The sequence below is a fragment of the Pseudarthrobacter sp. NamB4 genome (assembly GCF_005796185.1).
Lineage (GTDB): Bacteria > Actinomycetota > Actinomycetes > Actinomycetales > Micrococcaceae > Arthrobacter.
In genome coordinates this window covers 104,285-118,859 of the sequence record NZ_VAHM01000009.1, presented here as the reverse complement: position 1 = coordinate 118,859, position 14,575 = coordinate 104,285, and the positions used below count along the sequence as shown (strand labels likewise).

The window sequence follows — 14,575 nt, the reverse complement described above, 5'->3', positions numbered from 1 at the left end:
ACAGAGTTGTTGAGCCGGCGGGCGTGTCTTTCCGTAAAGACCGTGGGCCGGTCCCCCAATGGTGGCACCGGCCCACGGCTGCGGCCCTCCCTGCTCGGGGCCGCCATCACCTGCTGCCACATCCTCGGGGCAGCAGGTGGTTCTAGCCCGCCTCTGGGCGGTGGTCTTCTGCTGTTGCCGGGATGATGCCGCCGGGCAGTGATGAGCGGCGTGTAAGTTCTACGTCGACCAGCTTGAGGAGCTCTTGCATCACCGGCGTCACCACGGGGGCACCCCCCAGCACGTGCCATAGCCGGAGCAGCTCGGACACCGGCACGGCCGACAAGTGGTGGAAGGACCTGAAGACCCTGCCGGACGACATGGGGCCGAGTGTTGTGTCTTCTGAATGGGAGCAGTGTGCGTCAGATGCTGCATCCAATCGAAGACGCCGCGGATCCGGAGGGGCTGCTGCAGATCGCAGTCCCCGAGCGTGACTGGCTGTCTATAGTCCATGATCGCCACCTCCGCCTCCGAAGCCGGCATGATGGAAATCCCTGGCGATCGCGTGCAGTTGCTCTTCGCCGATAACCTCGAGCATCTTTTTCCCGTGGGCCAGCCGGCAATGTGTCGAGCCGATGGCCTGGGCCGCAGCAAGGGTGACCAGTTCGTAGCGGCGCAGCCCGAGCGAGCTGCTGATCGCCTTGGTGAGCGATTCCCACGCGAGGAAGGCCTCGGGGTTCAGGCTCATTGCCTTCGTGTGGCTGGGAACGTGGCCGAGGGAACGCCGGGGTTCTGGCGGCCACCGGCCTGCCGTGGCCGACCACATAGTTTAAGGATGGGCCTCGCCACCCTGTTCGAAAGGGCCCATACCCCCTACTTGCAAACCGTGGGCCGGTCCCCCAACGGTGGCACCGGCCCACGGCGGCGGCCCGCCCTGCCTGGGCCGCCTTCACCCGATGCCACGTCATTGGGGCATCGGGTGGTCTTAATCCACGTGCTTCACTGGACTTCGGCGTGCTCTTCGAACTGGTGTTCTACCCTTCTTGCGCGCATTGTGCCCTAGGGCACGCTGAGGGAGATGCGCCTGCAGGAACTAAAGGAGTTGCAGCGGCGGGAACGCTGAAGCGCTCGGTTCCCGGGCAGGTAACGGTCAGCATTGAAGTGCAGGAGACTCTCTGTGAGTGCCTTGCCGGCTGACTGCTCAACCACGAGTATCTATAAATTACCCAAACAGAACCTAAAAATCACGGCATTTGGTCTTCAATATCGTTCGTCCCTCCGCCAACGTGGCAGGCTGTCAGGGGCCGGGACCAGGCATGGCGGCTGCAACCACTGTGCTGAAGGGATGCAGCATCTTCAGAATTAGCAGGAGGACAAGGTCCGGGCGATGGCATCGTGTTCGGCCTGGGTAACCCAGAGCCGATACTTCACCTTGACTGCTGTCTGGCGGGCAACATACTCACAGCGGAAGGCCCTGTTCGGAGGCAGCCATGTGGCAGCATCCTTGTCCCCCTTGGCCCCGTTCGTGGGACCGTCGGACGCCATCAGGTTCAGGGGGTCGTTGGCGAACTGCTTGCGCTGGTCGTCGCTGAGCTGCCGGGCACCCTTCTGCCATGCATCGCTGAGCGGAACGAGATGGTCGATCTGGACTGCCGAGCTCGTGTTCCCGCCACGGATGAAGTCAATGGTGATCGCGGTGTATTTGTCAGCGAGGACTCCCGTAGCCACAACGCAGTCCCGCGTGCCTGGCTTGAACGTCTCGGCCTCCAGATCCCGGGCGAGGATGTCGTTGCGGGTGTCGCAGCCGTTCCGGTCGACGTCAGCCCAGGCCGGGCCGAACTCTTCCCTGGCATACCCGGTTTTAGGGGCGCGGCCCTTAACCGGCAGTGTTTCCAGCTGCGAGAGCGTATCAGCGACCTCGGAGGGCCCAAGGGGTGAGGCTGAAGCTCCAACGGCGGTGCCTTGCCCGCCGCGCGTGGCCTCCGCGAGCGCACCCCCTGCCCTTTCAGCTGTATCGCAGCCGGCCAGCGCGCCTGCCAGGAGGAAGCCCGTAAGAAGGGTGGCGGACGTGATGGCCGTGGACTTGCCGATGTCATCTTCCTTCAGGTGTTGGGGAATGCGTTCCTGAACACGCTATCGGTACAGCCTGCCCGTCCGCGGCAGGCGTTTGCATTGCGCCTGTCACACCTGGGCACTGGCAGCCGCCTGCAAAGGGGTGCAGTATGTGCTGATGGAAGAACTTTCGACGGCGGTAGCCGGCAATGGGCATGTCGTCCTGCTGGGCGACTCCATCTTCGACAACGGCGCCTACGTTGGCGGCAGCCCCGACGTCGTGGCCCAGCTCAGAGACGAGCTGCCGGATTGGCGGTGCACTCTCCTGGCAGTGGATGGTGACGTTACCCCAGGTGTCCTGCGCCAACTCGCCTCCTTGCCGCGCGATGCGACCCATGTTGTGGTGAGCGTCGGCGGCAACGACGCTTTGGGTTATGCGCCCCTGCTCGAGCAGCGCACATCCTCCGTGGGTGAGGCGCTGGCGGTGCTCGGAGCAGCCGCGGAGAGGTTCGCTGGGGACTACCAAGCGATGCTGGACGCCGTCAAGGCGACAGGCCTCCCCAGCGCAGTGTGCACCATCTATGACACTCCCCCTTCCCAGCCCGGCCAGAAAATCATCAAAGCTGCCCTTTGCCTCTTCAATGATGCAATCACCAGGGCCGCCTTTTCCCGTGGCGCCGGCCTGATTGACCTGCGACTGATCTGCAGCGAGGACGGCGATTACGCCAACCCGATTGAACCCTCGGCACAGGGCGGGCAGAAAATTGCCCGCGCCATCGCAGGCTTTACGGGGGCAGCGCAGACGGCAGCCGTGGACCTGCCCGAGCCTACGTCGATCGTGATATCAGGCTGAAAAGGCCAGCGTCAGCGGAACGGCTTCAGTGCGGGCGGAGCTTCCGTGGCTGATGGCGCCCTGCCTTGCCTTCAAGTCGGGAGCCCTCGACAACCGGACGGTAAAGGACCCGCCGTTTGCTCTCCCGGCCAGCTCTCCGCTCCTTGCGCCGCGCCTTCCTCTCGGCACGGTCAATAGCGGACAATATGGCGAATGTTCCCCCTACCCAGAGGAACGCTGTCATCAACACCAAGGCAATTACCATGTCAGCGCCCATACCCAATTCTAGGACTTCGCCGGCGCCCGGGGGAGCCCTCAAGCGCCTGTTCGGGTGCAGGCCGAAGCGCTAAAGGACGTTCAGGTCCCGCACCGCAGCCAGGACGTCCTGCACGCTGACAGCCAGCAGCGCCGGGTCCGGCTGGTCAGCGAATGTTTCACCCCGCCTCAACTCCGCCCGCGTGAGGACAATATGCGGTCCTGGCGGCGGACCCCAGATCTCGGGCGGGGCCGGCCCGAACAGCACCACCGACGGCGTCCCGTATGCGGACGCCAGATGGGCAGCCCCGGTATCGGCGGAGACTACAAGGCGTGCGCCCGCGATGGTGGCAGCGAACTCCCCCAGGCCCAGCCTCCCGGCGAGCACCGCTCCGTCGCCAAGCCCCGCGCGTCGGGAGACATCGAGGGCCCTGTCGCGTTCGCTGCCGCCGCCAGTGAAAACCACCTGGTGCCCGGCCTGGTCCAGGGCGGCTGCAACGGCAGCGAAACGTTCCGCGGGCCAAAGGCGGCTGCCGTACGCGGCCCCCACGTGGAGGACGGCAGCGCCGGGAACGGGACTCGGGACGTGCGGTTTGTTCAGCTGCACGTCCAGCGGATCGGCCTCTATCCCATGCCACTCAAGGAGGCGCACCCACCGTTCACGCTCATGCAGTTCGTCACGCCAGGGCGGCCCGTCCCGATATTTGCTCCGGTGTCCTATGGTGTGCCGCGCCTGCAGCGCTTCAATCCGGCCCTGGCTCTCCGGCCCACTGCCGTGGAGGTTGACCGCCACGTCCACTACTCCCGCTTCCATCGCCAAAGGTTCGTCCAGGCCGTGGGTAGGCAGAAGTTCGTATCCGCCCACCAGCCCCAGCGCTTCCGAAAGCCACCCCTGGGCGGCATACCGCAGCCGGTGCTCCGGATATGCCCGGCGAAGCGCCTTCAACGCCGGGACCGCCACCAGCAGGTCACCGAGCTTCAGTGCCCTGAGGACGAGCAGTTCGGGCTTACCATCCTGCCGGGTGGCCGGCTGAAGGGCGTTGAGCGTGTTACCGCCGCTCATGCGTCCTGCCGCCCGGTATCAGTAGCCACCAGGCTCCGGACATCCTCGTATACCTCCTGGACCCCCACGCTGGCCACCACCGAGTCGTCATGCTCGCACCGCGGCGCGGTCCAGCCCACCTGTGTCACATCGATGCCGCAGGAGGGGCACACAGTCACCCAGGCAGCGTGGATGCGGTGCAGGCTCCTGCCCAACGCCCCGGCGTTAATCACGTTGCCTGCCCAGAAGATCCCCACGGTGGGTACACCGAGTGCCTGGGCCAGGTGGCGGGGACCGCTGTCGTTCCCCACCACCACCGCAGCCACCGCCAGAAGGGACACCAGCCCTCCCATGTCCAATTTGCCGGCGAGTGAGCGGACGTGGCTGGAAGCTGCCAGCCTGACAATCTCCTCGGCGAGCTGCTGCTCGCTGCTGTCCCCCACCACGTCCACACGGAAGCCGTCGGCTGCACAGGCTGCGGCAAGTTCAGCAAAGCGCTCCACGGGCCAACGACGACGGGGATCAGTCGCGCCGGGATGCATCACCACCAAAGGCTGCCCGCCGTCGTCATCCATAACGACGGCGGGAGGAACCACGCCGTCCGCAGGCGCCAGACGGGCCTCCAGGTCAACAGGGAAGGCGCCGGCCAACCCCGCAACTTCCAGCGCCCTCAACGGCTCATGCTGGTAGTAGATATAGGGAACGGTCCGTTCCAGACTCGCGGCGTCCGCCGTTCGGGTCCCGACAGTGTGGCGCGCCCCCAGGCGAAGAAGGAAAGGGTTCGAGTACCGGCCCCCGCCATGGACCTGGACGGCCAGGTCGAAGCGCCGCCCGCGCATGTCCGCAAAGAACGCGTCAAGTTCTGCAGCGTCTTCCTCCCCGGGGCGGACGCCTGCAGCAAAAGGCAGGACGCACACCTCGTCCACGGGACTCTCCGTCGCGGCCAGAAGTGCCTTATGGGCGGGAGTGCCCAGCAACGTGAGAGTCGCCCCCGGGTAGGCAGCCTTCAGCGCGGCCATGGCGGGGATGGCGAAAATCAAGTCTCCCAGGCCTCCGCCCCGCAGGACGACGATCCTCGATACCTCCTGAAACTTCTCCAGGACAGGACCAACACCAATACCTACCTGACGTGAACCGCCGAACTCTGCCGTGAGCTGCTCCACATGCATCCCTTCGAATAGTGCCGAGTGGCGCCGTCTCCGGCGCCCTCAGCTGCCCATGCAGCCTCACTGCGGTGAAGAACCGCAGGCTGCCTCCCTTGGACCTTTACCCAAGGGATGGCCAATATACTCTCCGGCTATTGGGGAATAGCCGGAGTATGCTGTACGTTTCATACGCGACAGGCGAACGAAAGAAAAGAGAAGCACCTAAAGTGGCAACCGATTACGATGAACTGCGCTCCGACGTCAAGGAGTCGCAGGACAACTCCCTCGAGCAGCTCCAGTCTGCTAATGCTCCCGACGCACGCAGCGTTGTGCTTGAGCTGGATGAGGCGGACGGGCTCGACGGCGCCGGCGTGCCCGGAGGCGAATTTGTGGCCGAAGAGCTCGTGGTGCAGGTCATTCCCCAGGCAGAGGATGAGTTTACCTGCTATTCCTGTTTCCTGGTCCGGCACCGGTCGCAGATTGCGCGCCAGAAGGATGGGCACAGCTACTGCATCGAGTGCGAAGGCTAAATTAACAGTCAAGGGGCTGCGGAAACATCCGCGGTCCCGTGGATCCAGAGGCGCGCCTGACCTTGGGCGTGCCTTTCGGTTTTAAACCTGTACCCGGCCGGCCCCGGTAGCGTGGGGCCATGGCACATAACGACCGGCGCGGCAGGAGGGCACGATGACCCTGCCAGGGGACCTGTGGGACAAACTGTCGGACGCCTTCGCCCGGGCAGACGCTCCCGGCGTGACCTTCACGGAACTGGTAGTGACGCTGGTGATCGCCGCCGGCCTGTCCGTGCCACGCCGTTCCTGGCGGTATTTCGGCCTGCTGGCCACTGCCACGCATGAGATGGGGCACGCCGTGGCCGCAGTGCTGAGCGGTCAACGGCTCTCCGGCATTCGGCTCCGGCTGGACCATTCCGGCACCACCACCACCTACAGCCACAGCAGGCTGGCATCCGCCTGGTCCTGCTTTTGGGGCTACCCCGTCCCTTCGATCGTGGGTGCCACCTTTGTCTGGTGCGGCTTCAGCGGGTGGGGGCCGGCAGCCATCGCCGGGGGCGCGCTTGCCCTCGCTGCATCGCTGCTGTTTCTTCGAAACCTCGCCGGCATTCTCATCACATCCGCGGCAATTGCCTGCACCCTGCTCCTGGTGCTCCTGGTACCGGAGGCCTTCCTTGGCCACGTTGCCGTCATCCTCGGCCTGGCCCTGCTGGTAGCTGCCGTGCGGGACCTCATGAAGCTGGCGCATGTGCACCTCCGGCGGAGGGAACGGCTGGCGGGTTCGGACGCCTACCTGCTGTGGCGGGCCACAGCAGTGCCCTCCGCAGTCTGGATTGTCCTCTTCGCCGCCCTGGTCGCCGGCTCCTGGCTTTGGGCGTGGCAACCCATCTCAGCGGTCCTGTCCAGGGGCGCATAGGCTGGTCCCATGAGCCAGGACACCGACAGCATTAAGCAGACCTCCGAGGGAAAGAGCACAGAGCACAGCACCCGCGGCGCCTACGTCACCGGAGGGGCGGAATTCAACCGCGACACCAACTACATCGAGGACCGCATCACCAGGGACGCCGCCCCCGGCCCAAATGGGGAGCCCGGCTGGCCGGTGGAGCCGGGACGCTACCGGCTGATCGCCGCCCGCGCCTGCCCCTGGGCGAACAGGACCGTCATAGTCCGGCGCCTCCTGGGTCTGGAGGACGCCATCTCCCTGGGCCAGCCCGGACCAACGCACGACGCCCGCTCCTGGACCTTTGACCTTGATCTGGGCGGCGTGGATCCGGTGCTGGGCATCGAACGCCTGCAGGAGGCCTACTTCAGGCGCTTCCCGGATTACCCGCGCGGCATCACGGTTCCGGCGATCGTGGACGTTGCAAGCGGTGCCGTGGTCACGAACAACTTTCCACAGATCACTTTGGACTTCTCCAGCGAGTGGAAGGAGTTCCACCGCCCGGGGGCTCCGGAGCTCTACCCGGAGAACCTTCGGGAAGAGATAGACAAGGTCAACAAACGCGTGTTCACCGAGGTCAACAACGGGGTGTACCGCTGCGGCTTTGCCGGTTCCCAGGAGGCTTACGACGCCGCCTACTTCCGGCTGTGGGCCGCCATGGACTGGCTTGAAGAGCGGCTTTCCGGCCAGCGCTACCTGGTGGGTGACACCATCACGGAAGCGGACGTGCGGCTGTTCACCACGCTTGTCCGTTTCGACGCGGTTTACCACGGACACTTCAAGTGCAACCGCCAGAAGCTCTCGGAAATGCCCGCCCTGTGGGGTTATTCCCGGGACCTGTTCCAGACTCCGGGCTTCGGAGACACCACGGACTTCGTGCAGATCAAGCAGCACTACTACATCGTGCACGAGGACATCAACCCCACCGGGATCGTCCCTGCCGGACCGGACCTCGGCGGCTGGCTGGAGCCCCACGGCAGGGAATCTCTAGGGGGGCGGCCCTTTGGAGACGGAACACCGCCGGGTCCGGTCCGGAAGGGCGAGGAAGTGGCGCCAGGGCACGGAGCCAAAGCCGAGGGATAGTAAGCGCTTTCTGGCTAGACTGGGCCGTATGAGTGCACCCGAAGGCTTTGTAGCGCCCGGCTACGAGAACGTCCAGAATCTGTTCACATCATTCCTGCGGGAGGACCGGCAGTACAGCGCACAGCTGGCCGCCTACCAGGATGGCGTCCAGGTGGTGCGGCTGTCAGGCGGTCCGGAGATGGCACCGGACAGCCTGACAGGCGCCTACTCCTGCTCCAAGGGCGTGGCCGCCATGGTGGTTGCGCTGCTGGTGCAGGACGGTCTGCTGGACCTCGACCAGACCGTGGCGCATTACTGGCCAGAGTTCGGGGTGCACGGGAAGGACCAGCTGCTGGTCCGGCAGGCGTTGTCCCACCAGGCCGGGGTCATGGGCGTCGAAGGCGGCTTCGGCCTGGAGGAATTCACCAGCCCGGCCGCCGCGGCCCGGCTTGCCGCGGCGGTCCCCGCCTGGCAGCCCGGCCGCCAGTTCGGCTACCACGCGCTTACCATCGGCATCATCATGGAGGAGCTGTGCCGCCGCGTCTCGGGCGAAACGCTGCAGGAGGCCTACGAACGGCGGATCCGTGCCCCGTACGGAGTTGACTTCTTCCTCGGGTTGCCCGAGGAAGAGGAAGCCCGGTACCGGGACGTTATCTATGCGGGCATCCGGGAGCAGCCCTGGGTGGACCCCCTGAGCCTCGAAGGGCTGAACAGCAACGCCCCGGTTAGCACCATCATGGAACTTCCCAACATCCGTGCCGTCCGCGCAGCAGGGATGTCGGCAGCAGGCGGCGTGGGCACAGCCGACGGGCTGGCCCGCCTTTACGCGGCAAGCACCACAGGAGCGGAGGGCGGAACCCCCTTCCTCAAGCCTGCCACCGTTGACCTGATGTCCCGGGAACAGGTGTGGGGCCTGGACCGCTCCTCAGGGCTGGACAACGCGTTCGCCGTCGTCTTCATGAAACCGCACCCGTCACGGAACTTCGGCAGCCACCGGGCGTTCGGCCACGAGGGCGCGAATGCCGCGCTGGGCTTCGCGGACCCTGTGTACGGCCTCGGGTTTGGCTACATCCCCCAGCGGGCGGAGGACGGGCGCACGCCCGGCAAGGCCCACCGGCTTGCCGCCGAAGTCCGCCGCTCGGCAGCTAGAGCGTCCTGAAGGCCTTTCCAGTGCCCGCGGCGAGGCCCTGACCAGCAGTGTTGTTGCATGCACCGGCGGGCCCATACCGTGGGGCGGATGGGTAAAACTACAGCACGTCCGAATATCCGGTGGGCAAGGGGGACCCGTTTTATCAACCAGGCGGTGGCGGGACTCTCGTCAGCGTTCGCCGCCCAGAGGCTCCAATTGGCGGCCAAGGCGGCGCTCGCTGCCGGCCTCGCTTTCTTCATCGCGCCGCTCATGCCGGGCGCCGCCGCCAACTATCCCTACTACGCTCCCCTCGGCGCGCTGGTGGCGATGTACCACAATGTTGCCGGCTCCATGCGCCAGGGTTTGCAGGCCCTTGCCGGCCTCGCCCTGGGCATCGGCCTGGGCATCGTACTGGTCAGCATCGCCGACCCGTCTCCCCTGGCCGTGGCAGTGTTCATGGGCCTGGGGGTGCTCCTCGGCGGCCTGCCCTGGATCGGTTCAGGAAGCGATTGGATTCCGACGGCGGCGCTGCTGGTTTTGCTGGTGGGCGGCAGTAATCCTGACGACTTTTCCTTCGGTTACCTGCTGCAGATGGGCGTCGGGGTTGGCGTTGGGATAGCCGTGAACTTCCTGGTTTTTCCGCCGCTGCACCTGAGCGCCGCAGCGTCCAGTCTGGATGAGCTGCGGCGTGCCCTCGGCACGCAGCTTACAGACATGGGGGCCGCGCTCAAGGAAGAGTGGCCGCCGAAGCACGAGGACTGGACCAGCCGTTCCGATGAGCTTGCCGAAGCCGCCCGCGCAGTCCGGCACCTCGTGAAGGAAGCCGACGCCAGCCGCAGGGCGAACCCCAGGCGAAAGCTGCATCCCCGCGACATCGACCGGGACTACCGGAACCTGCGCGAGCTGGAGCGTGTCACCTTCCACATCCAGGACATCACTGATGTGCTGTCCGCCGTCATCTGGGGCAGCGACCTGCCGTACAGCGTGCCGCATCCGGAAAGCGGACCGCTGGCAGATGCACTGACTGCCACAGGGGACCTTTTACGCTCCTTCCGCGATGTTGACCGGGAAGCACAGGAGGGACAGCTCGAAACGGCCAAGGCGGCGGTGGAGGCGTGCGTTGCCGCCACCGCCGGGCGGCAGGCTGACCAGGGTATGGTCCTGGCGTCCGAATCCGTCCTCCTGAGCCTCCACAGGATCCTGCGTGCTGTCCGGGAAACCAGTTAAAGTGCGCTGACCGATCCGCTGAAGTGGCGGCGGCCGGACCTCGGGTTCCAGGCGACGAAATCGGAACGCCTCCATCCGCCGCCGGCCTCGTCCTGCACCGTGTTGATCTCCAGGGCAACCCTGCAGGGAAGGAACACCGGCGCGTCGAAGTCAACCTCCCAGGTGAAAGAGTCATCACGGGAGGAGCCGACGTCGGCGAGCGCCCTGGCGGCAAGGTACATGCCGTGGGCTATGGACCGGCGCATACCCAGCGCCTTGGCGGAGAGCACGCTGAGGTGAATCGGGTTGAAGTCACCGGAAACTGCGGCGTAGGCGCGGCCGGTATCAACCCCAAGCTGCCAGAGGGCAGTAGGGTGGGGCGCCTTGAACTCGGCCCGGGCAGCGGCAGGGGATGGCTTGTCGATGCCTGGCAGGAAAACACCCTTGGCGAGGTATGTGGATACCCCGCGCCAGCAGATGTCGGCCGAGCCCGCCTTCCGCACCTCCGCCACGACATCCACTTGGCTGCCCGCACGGTGCCCGCGAAGGTTCTCCACCCTGGCAGTGACATCAAGGGTGTCCGAGAAGAGGACCGGGACCAGCTGCTGAACAGCGTTGCGGAGATGGATCATGCCGAGCAGGGGCAGCGGGAAATCGTCCCTGTTCATCACACTCATGGCCAAGGGGAAGGCCTGCGCGTGGATGAACCCCGCAGGCAGCACGTCGCTGGCCGTCTCGCCGATGAGATGCTGGTAGGCGGTCAGGGTGGCGACGTCCACGGTGACCCCGCGGACTTCATGGCTCTCGGCAGGAAGGCCCGATCCATCATTTGTACCCAGCAGCCTCCGGCGGGCCGCCTGGGCAGCGGCGTTCACGTAGAGCTTCGACAGCGACGGCATCTCCCCCAGGATCACCGGCTGGGCCGGCGTCACGCGCCTACCATGTTCTGTCCGCAGACCCGCAGCACCTCACCGTTGATGCCGGCGGCTGCATCGCTTGCCAGGAAAGCGATGGCTTCGGCGACGTCGGCGGGCCGGCCGCCCTGCTGGAGGGAATTGGCGCGGCGGGCGATCTCACGCAGTGCGAACGGGATGCGCTCCGTCATTTCCGTCTCAATGAAGCCCGGCGCCACGGCGTTGATGGTTCCGCCGACAGCAGCGAGCAACGGTGCGCTGGCCCGGACCATTCCCATCACTCCCCCCTTGGACGCCGCATAGTTGGTTTGCCCCCGGTTGCCGGCGATGCCGCTGGTGGAGGCAACGGAAACAATACGCGGTGCTCCCCGGAAGTGCTCGGAAGCGAGGAGTGCTTCATTGATCCGGAGCTGCGCTGCGAGGTTGATGCCGATCACAGCGCTCCAGCGCGACTGGTCCATGTTCGCAAGCAGTTTGTCCCGGGTGATGCCGGCGTTGTGGACCACAATGTCCAGCCGCCCGTGCCGCTGCACTGCATGCTCAAGGATCCTCTGGCCGGCGTCCTTTCTGGTGATGTCCAGTTGGAGGGCGGTGCCCTTCACCTCGTTGGCCACCGCCGCCAGGTGCTCGCCGGCGACCGGGAGGTCCACCAGGACTACAGCGGCGCCGTCGCGGTGGAGCGTCCGGGCGATGTGAGCGCCAATGCCCCGTGCAGCCCCGGTCACTACCGCAGCTTTGCCGGCCAAGGGTTTTTCGGGGTCGCGGGGAAGCTCGCCCGATGGGCTGGAGATCTTCAGGAACTGCCCATCAACGAAGGCTGAGCGGCCGGACAGGAAGAACCGGACGGCGGCCAGTGCGCTGGGGCTGGCAATCTGGACACCTTCTGCCAAAAGGACGCCGTTTCCGGTTGCACCGGCGCGAAGTTCTTTCGCCAGTGAACGCAGGAACCCGTCCAAACCCTGCCGGGCAGCAGCCGCGGCCGGGGAATCCGTTTCAGAGGCCGGACGGGACACAGTGATTACTCTTCCGCCGCGGGCGAGGTCGCGCAGGGAGGCCCCCACCACAAGGACGGGCTCTTCCAGGTCTTCGGGGCGCTCCAGCTCATCGAGCACCAGGATGATGGCGCCGAGTTTTTCGCGGGGCACCGGGTGCCGCCTGACGTCCAGGTCCCAGGCGAGCAGTTGGGTGGCCAGGGTATCTGCTCCCGCGGTGCTTCCCTGTACCAGTATGGGTCCGGTGATCAACGGTTCCCCGGGCTGGTACCGGCGCAGGACCGCTGGCTGGGGAAGGCCCAGTTTCTTTGCAACGTTGCGGCCAAGGCCTTGGTTCACCAGTTGTGCGTACTTGTCTGCCATCCGTGTCCCCTACAGTGATTCGAGAATTGCGACGACGCCCTGGCCGCCAGCTGCGCAGACGGAAACCAGTCCGCGGGCGGGCCGGCCATCGGTGCTGCCCTTGGCATGAAGCTGTTTGGCCAGCGAGGCAACGATGCGGCCGCCGGTGGCCGCGAAGGGATGGCCCGCAGCCAGCGATGAGCCGTTGACATTCAGTCGCGCCGGGTCGACTTTACCGAAGGCACCCTCCAGACCCAGGCGGCTGCGGCCGAACTCCTCGTCCTCCCACGCGGCGAGAGTGCTGAGGACCGTGGCAGCGAAGGCTTCGTGGATCTCAAAGAAGTCGATGTCCGCAAGGGTGAGGTTCTGCCGGGCCAGCAGGCGAGGAACGGCGAACACGGGAGCCATCAGCAGTCCGTCCTTGCCATGCACGAAGTCCACAGCGGCTGCCTCGGCATCCACCACAGCCGCAAGCTTGGGCAGGTCGTGGGCATCCGCCCAGGCATCGGATGCCAACAGGACAGTGGAGGCGCCGTCGGTCAGCGGCGTCGAGTTGCCGGCAGTCATGGTGGCATCAGCGCCGAGGTTCCTGCCGAACACCGGCTTGAGGCCGGCCAGTTTTTCCGGCGAGGTGTCGGGACGGAGGTTTCCGTCCCGGGACAGCCCCCTGTACGGGGTGATGAGGTCATCGAAGAAGCCCGATTCGTAGGCGGACGCCAAATTCCGGTGGCTGTTGTAGGCCAGTTCATCCTGGGCCTGTCGCGAGATTTTCCACTGCGCTGTGGTCAGGGCCTGGTGCTCACCCATGGAAAGGCCCGTCCTGGGCTCGGCGGTGCCGGGCGCCAGCGGGGCAAGGTCCTTGGGCCGCAGGCGGCTGAGGACCTGCAGCCGCTGCGGAAGGGTCTTGGCGCGGTTGAGGTCGAGGATCACTTCCCGCAGGCCTTCGCTGACCACCACAGGGGCATCTGAAGCAGAATCGACCCCGCCTGCGATTGCGGACTCTATCTGCCCCAGCTTGATCTTGTTGGCCAGCCCCACCACGGTCTCAAGGCCGGTGGCACACGCCTGCTGGAGGTCATAGGCGGGAGTCTCTGCAGAAAGCGCCGAACCCAGCACGGCCTCGCGTGTCAGGTTGAAATCCCTGGAGTGCTTCAGCACCGCACCGGCAGCCACTTCCCCGATGCGCTCGTCCTGCAGGCCGAACCGGGCAATGAGCCCGTCCAGCGCGGCGGTCAGCATGTCCAGGTTGGACGACTTCGCGTAGGCCCCGCCGGCGCGGGCGAAGGGGATCCGGTTGCCCCCAACGATGACTGCCCTGCGCGTGGAAGGGGTGCTGGCAGGACGGGTGCCCTGTTCTTCGGGTCCGGCGGTGGGCTGTCCCTCAATGGACATGGCTGACTCCTCGGGTTACGTGTGGTTACCGATACCCAGCGTACCTGATACGCTGGGTATCGTGAACCTCCCCCCGCCCGACATAGCTGCGCCTTCGCCAGCCGCCAGCCCTGACGGCCGCTCCTCGCGTTGGCAAAGCCATAGGGAAGAGCGGCGGAGGGAGCTGATCAAGTCCGCACGCAGGGCGGTCCACGCCCTGGGCAGCGATGCCTCCATGGAGGAGATCGCAGCCGCCGCCGGAACGTCAAAATCCGTGTTTTACCGCTACTTCGGGGACAAGGCCGGGCTCCAGCAGGCGGTGGGTGAAGTGGTCCTGAGCCAGATGCAGCGCCGGATCCAGGAAGCGGCACAAAGTGCACAGACGCCGCGCGAAGGGCTGCTGGCCATGGTCTCGGCCTACCTGCAGATGGCGGACACCAGCCCGAACGTCTACACCTTCGTCACCCGCTCCGGCAGCGGCGACGCCGAGGGCGCGGCGCCATCGGCGTCAGTTTCAGGCGCGCTGGGCCATTTCTTCGATGCCGTGGCGGAGATGATTGCCGCCCCTATGAGGATGCACCTGGGTGACGGCAAACAGGCTGTCATCGGCTACTGGCCCAAGGCCGCGATCGGCCTGGTGCGCAACGCCGGCGAACAGTGGCTTGGCACCCCCGATTCCCCCGACAAACCCGGCCAGGAAGCGATGGCACGCCAAATCACAGCGTGGCTGTGCGTCGGCATAGCCCCCGAATTGAGCCCTTCCAGCACCACCAAGCCACCTGTCAGCACCAACGAAGGACATTGA

At 65.9% G+C, this 14,575-nt stretch carries 15 protein-coding genes; 7 read left to right on the top strand and 8 right to left on the bottom strand.

The features are described from left to right. Nucleotides 1-142: 142 nt before the first annotated feature. From FDW81_RS10595 to FDW81_RS10585, 3 genes are all read right to left on the bottom strand, one after another. Nucleotides 143-361 (bottom strand): hypothetical protein, encoded by a 219-nt coding sequence (locus FDW81_RS10595; protein ID WP_138134151.1) that lies wholly within the window; start codon nt 359-361, stop codon nt 143-145. A gap of 120 nt (nt 362-481) precedes the next feature. Then, entirely contained in the window at nt 482-727 is a 246-nt protein-coding gene (locus FDW81_RS10590; protein ID WP_240720163.1) for a carboxymuconolactone decarboxylase family protein, read from the bottom strand. Between the two features lie 614 nt (nt 728-1,341). Continuing rightward, on the bottom strand, nt 1,342-1,866 hold the full coding sequence (locus FDW81_RS10585) for an HNH endonuclease family protein (RefSeq protein ID WP_370278940.1): 525 nt from the start codon (nt 1,864-1,866) through the stop codon (nt 1,342-1,344). Nucleotides 1,867-2,209: 343 nt separating this feature from the next. Between FDW81_RS10585 and FDW81_RS10580 the strand changes: the two genes are divergently transcribed. Next, on the top strand, nt 2,210-2,884 hold the full coding sequence (locus tag FDW81_RS10580) for an SGNH/GDSL hydrolase family protein (protein WP_171027170.1): 675 nt from the start codon (nt 2,210-2,212) through the stop codon (nt 2,882-2,884). A gap of 325 nt (nt 2,885-3,209) precedes the next feature. On the opposite strand, the gene FDW81_RS10570 is transcribed toward FDW81_RS10580, so the two are convergent. Together FDW81_RS10570 and FDW81_RS10565 are read right to left on the bottom strand one after the other, a co-directional pair. Then, nucleotides 3,210-4,181, bottom strand: a complete 972-nt coding sequence (locus FDW81_RS10570; protein ID WP_138134147.1) for a glycosyltransferase family 9 protein — start codon at nt 4,179-4,181, stop codon at nt 3,210-3,212. Then, nucleotides 4,178-5,329: a glycosyltransferase family 9 protein gene (locus tag FDW81_RS10565; RefSeq protein WP_138134146.1), complete on the bottom strand. Its 1,152-nt coding sequence runs from the start codon at nt 5,327-5,329 to the stop codon at nt 4,178-4,180. The genes FDW81_RS10570 and FDW81_RS10565 overlap by 4 nt, the downstream gene beginning before the upstream one ends. Before the next feature lie 203 nt (nt 5,330-5,532). Between FDW81_RS10565 and FDW81_RS10560 the strand changes: the two genes are divergently transcribed. The 5 genes from FDW81_RS10560 to FDW81_RS10540 all read left to right on the top strand — a co-directional run bounded on the left by FDW81_RS10560 (nt 5,533) and on the right by FDW81_RS10540 (nt 10,172). Then, on the top strand, nt 5,533-5,835 hold the full coding sequence (locus FDW81_RS10560) for a DUF4193 domain-containing protein (RefSeq protein ID WP_138134145.1): 303 nt from the start codon (nt 5,533-5,535) through the stop codon (nt 5,833-5,835). A gap of 154 nt (nt 5,836-5,989) precedes the next feature. After that, a complete protein-coding gene (locus FDW81_RS10555; RefSeq protein WP_138134144.1) occupies nt 5,990-6,730 on the top strand; it encodes a M50 family metallopeptidase in 741 nt (246 codons plus the stop codon). A gap of 9 nt (nt 6,731-6,739) precedes the next feature. Next, nucleotides 6,740-7,837: a glutathione S-transferase family protein gene (locus FDW81_RS10550; RefSeq protein WP_138134143.1), complete on the top strand. Its 1,098-nt coding sequence runs from the start codon at nt 6,740-6,742 to the stop codon at nt 7,835-7,837. Between the two features lie 28 nt (nt 7,838-7,865). Beyond that, nucleotides 7,866-8,975 carry a serine hydrolase domain-containing protein gene (locus tag FDW81_RS10545; RefSeq protein ID WP_138134142.1) on the top strand — a complete coding sequence of 370 codons (1,110 nt, stop codon included), beginning with the start codon at nt 7,866-7,868 and terminating at the stop codon, nt 8,973-8,975. A gap of 144 nt (nt 8,976-9,119) precedes the next feature. Continuing rightward, complete coding sequence (locus FDW81_RS10540) at nt 9,120-10,172, top strand: aromatic acid exporter family protein (protein WP_171027176.1); 1,053 nt, start codon at nt 9,120-9,122, stop codon at nt 10,170-10,172. On the opposite strand, the gene FDW81_RS10535 is transcribed toward FDW81_RS10540, so the two are convergent. The 3 genes from FDW81_RS10535 to FDW81_RS10525 are packed head-to-tail and all read right to left on the bottom strand — an operon-like array spanning nt 10,169 to nt 13,791. Continuing rightward, nucleotides 10,169-11,083: a MaoC/PaaZ C-terminal domain-containing protein gene (locus FDW81_RS10535; protein ID WP_138134140.1), complete on the bottom strand. Its 915-nt coding sequence runs from the start codon at nt 11,081-11,083 to the stop codon at nt 10,169-10,171. The two genes, FDW81_RS10540 and FDW81_RS10535, sit on opposite strands and share 4 nt — an antisense overlap. After that, nucleotides 11,080-12,420, bottom strand: a complete 1,341-nt coding sequence (locus FDW81_RS10530) for a 3-oxoacyl-ACP reductase (RefSeq protein ID WP_138134138.1) — start codon at nt 12,418-12,420, stop codon at nt 11,080-11,082. Before FDW81_RS10530 ends, FDW81_RS10535 begins: the two co-directional genes overlap by 4 nt. A gap of 9 nt (nt 12,421-12,429) precedes the next feature. Then, entirely contained in the window at nt 12,430-13,791 is a 1,362-nt protein-coding gene (locus FDW81_RS10525; RefSeq protein ID WP_171027169.1) for an acetyl-CoA C-acetyltransferase, read from the bottom strand. Between the two features lie 61 nt (nt 13,792-13,852). Here FDW81_RS10525 and FDW81_RS10520 point away from each other — a divergent pair, with 61 nt between their 5' ends. Beyond that, nucleotides 13,853-14,575 carry a TetR/AcrR family transcriptional regulator gene (locus FDW81_RS10520; protein ID WP_370278931.1) on the top strand — a complete coding sequence of 241 codons (723 nt, stop codon included), beginning with the start codon at nt 13,853-13,855 and terminating at the stop codon, nt 14,573-14,575.

What these genes read in the sequence shown, in the direction of transcription:
- FDW81_RS10595 (WP_138134151.1), bottom strand. Translation starts at nt 361, where the DNA reads ATGTCGTCCGGCAGGGTCTTCAGGTCCTTCCACCACTTGTCGGCCGTG.
- FDW81_RS10590 (WP_240720163.1), bottom strand. Translation starts at nt 727, where the DNA reads ATGAGCCTGAACCCCGAGGCCTTCCTCGCGTGGGAATCGCTCACCAAG.
- FDW81_RS10580 (WP_171027170.1), top strand. Translation starts at nt 2,210, where the DNA reads ATGGAAGAACTTTCGACGGCGGTAGCCGGCAATGGGCATGTCGTCCTG.
- FDW81_RS10570 (WP_138134147.1), bottom strand. Translation starts at nt 4,181, where the DNA reads ATGAGCGGCGGTAACACGCTCAACGCCCTTCAGCCGGCCACCCGGCAG.
- FDW81_RS10565 (WP_138134146.1), bottom strand. Translation starts at nt 5,329, where the DNA reads ATGCATGTGGAGCAGCTCACGGCAGAGTTCGGCGGTTCACGTCAGGTA.
- FDW81_RS10555 (WP_138134144.1), top strand. Translation starts at nt 5,990, where the DNA reads ATGACCCTGCCAGGGGACCTGTGGGACAAACTGTCGGACGCCTTCGCC.
- FDW81_RS10550 (WP_138134143.1), top strand. Translation starts at nt 6,740, where the DNA reads ATGAGCCAGGACACCGACAGCATTAAGCAGACCTCCGAGGGAAAGAGC.
- FDW81_RS10545 (WP_138134142.1), top strand. Translation starts at nt 7,866, where the DNA reads ATGAGTGCACCCGAAGGCTTTGTAGCGCCCGGCTACGAGAACGTCCAG.
- FDW81_RS10530 (WP_138134138.1), bottom strand. Translation starts at nt 12,420, where the DNA reads ATGGCAGACAAGTACGCACAACTGGTGAACCAAGGCCTTGGCCGCAAC.
- FDW81_RS10525 (WP_171027169.1), bottom strand. Translation starts at nt 13,791, where the DNA reads ATGTCCATTGAGGGACAGCCCACCGCCGGACCCGAAGAACAGGGCACC.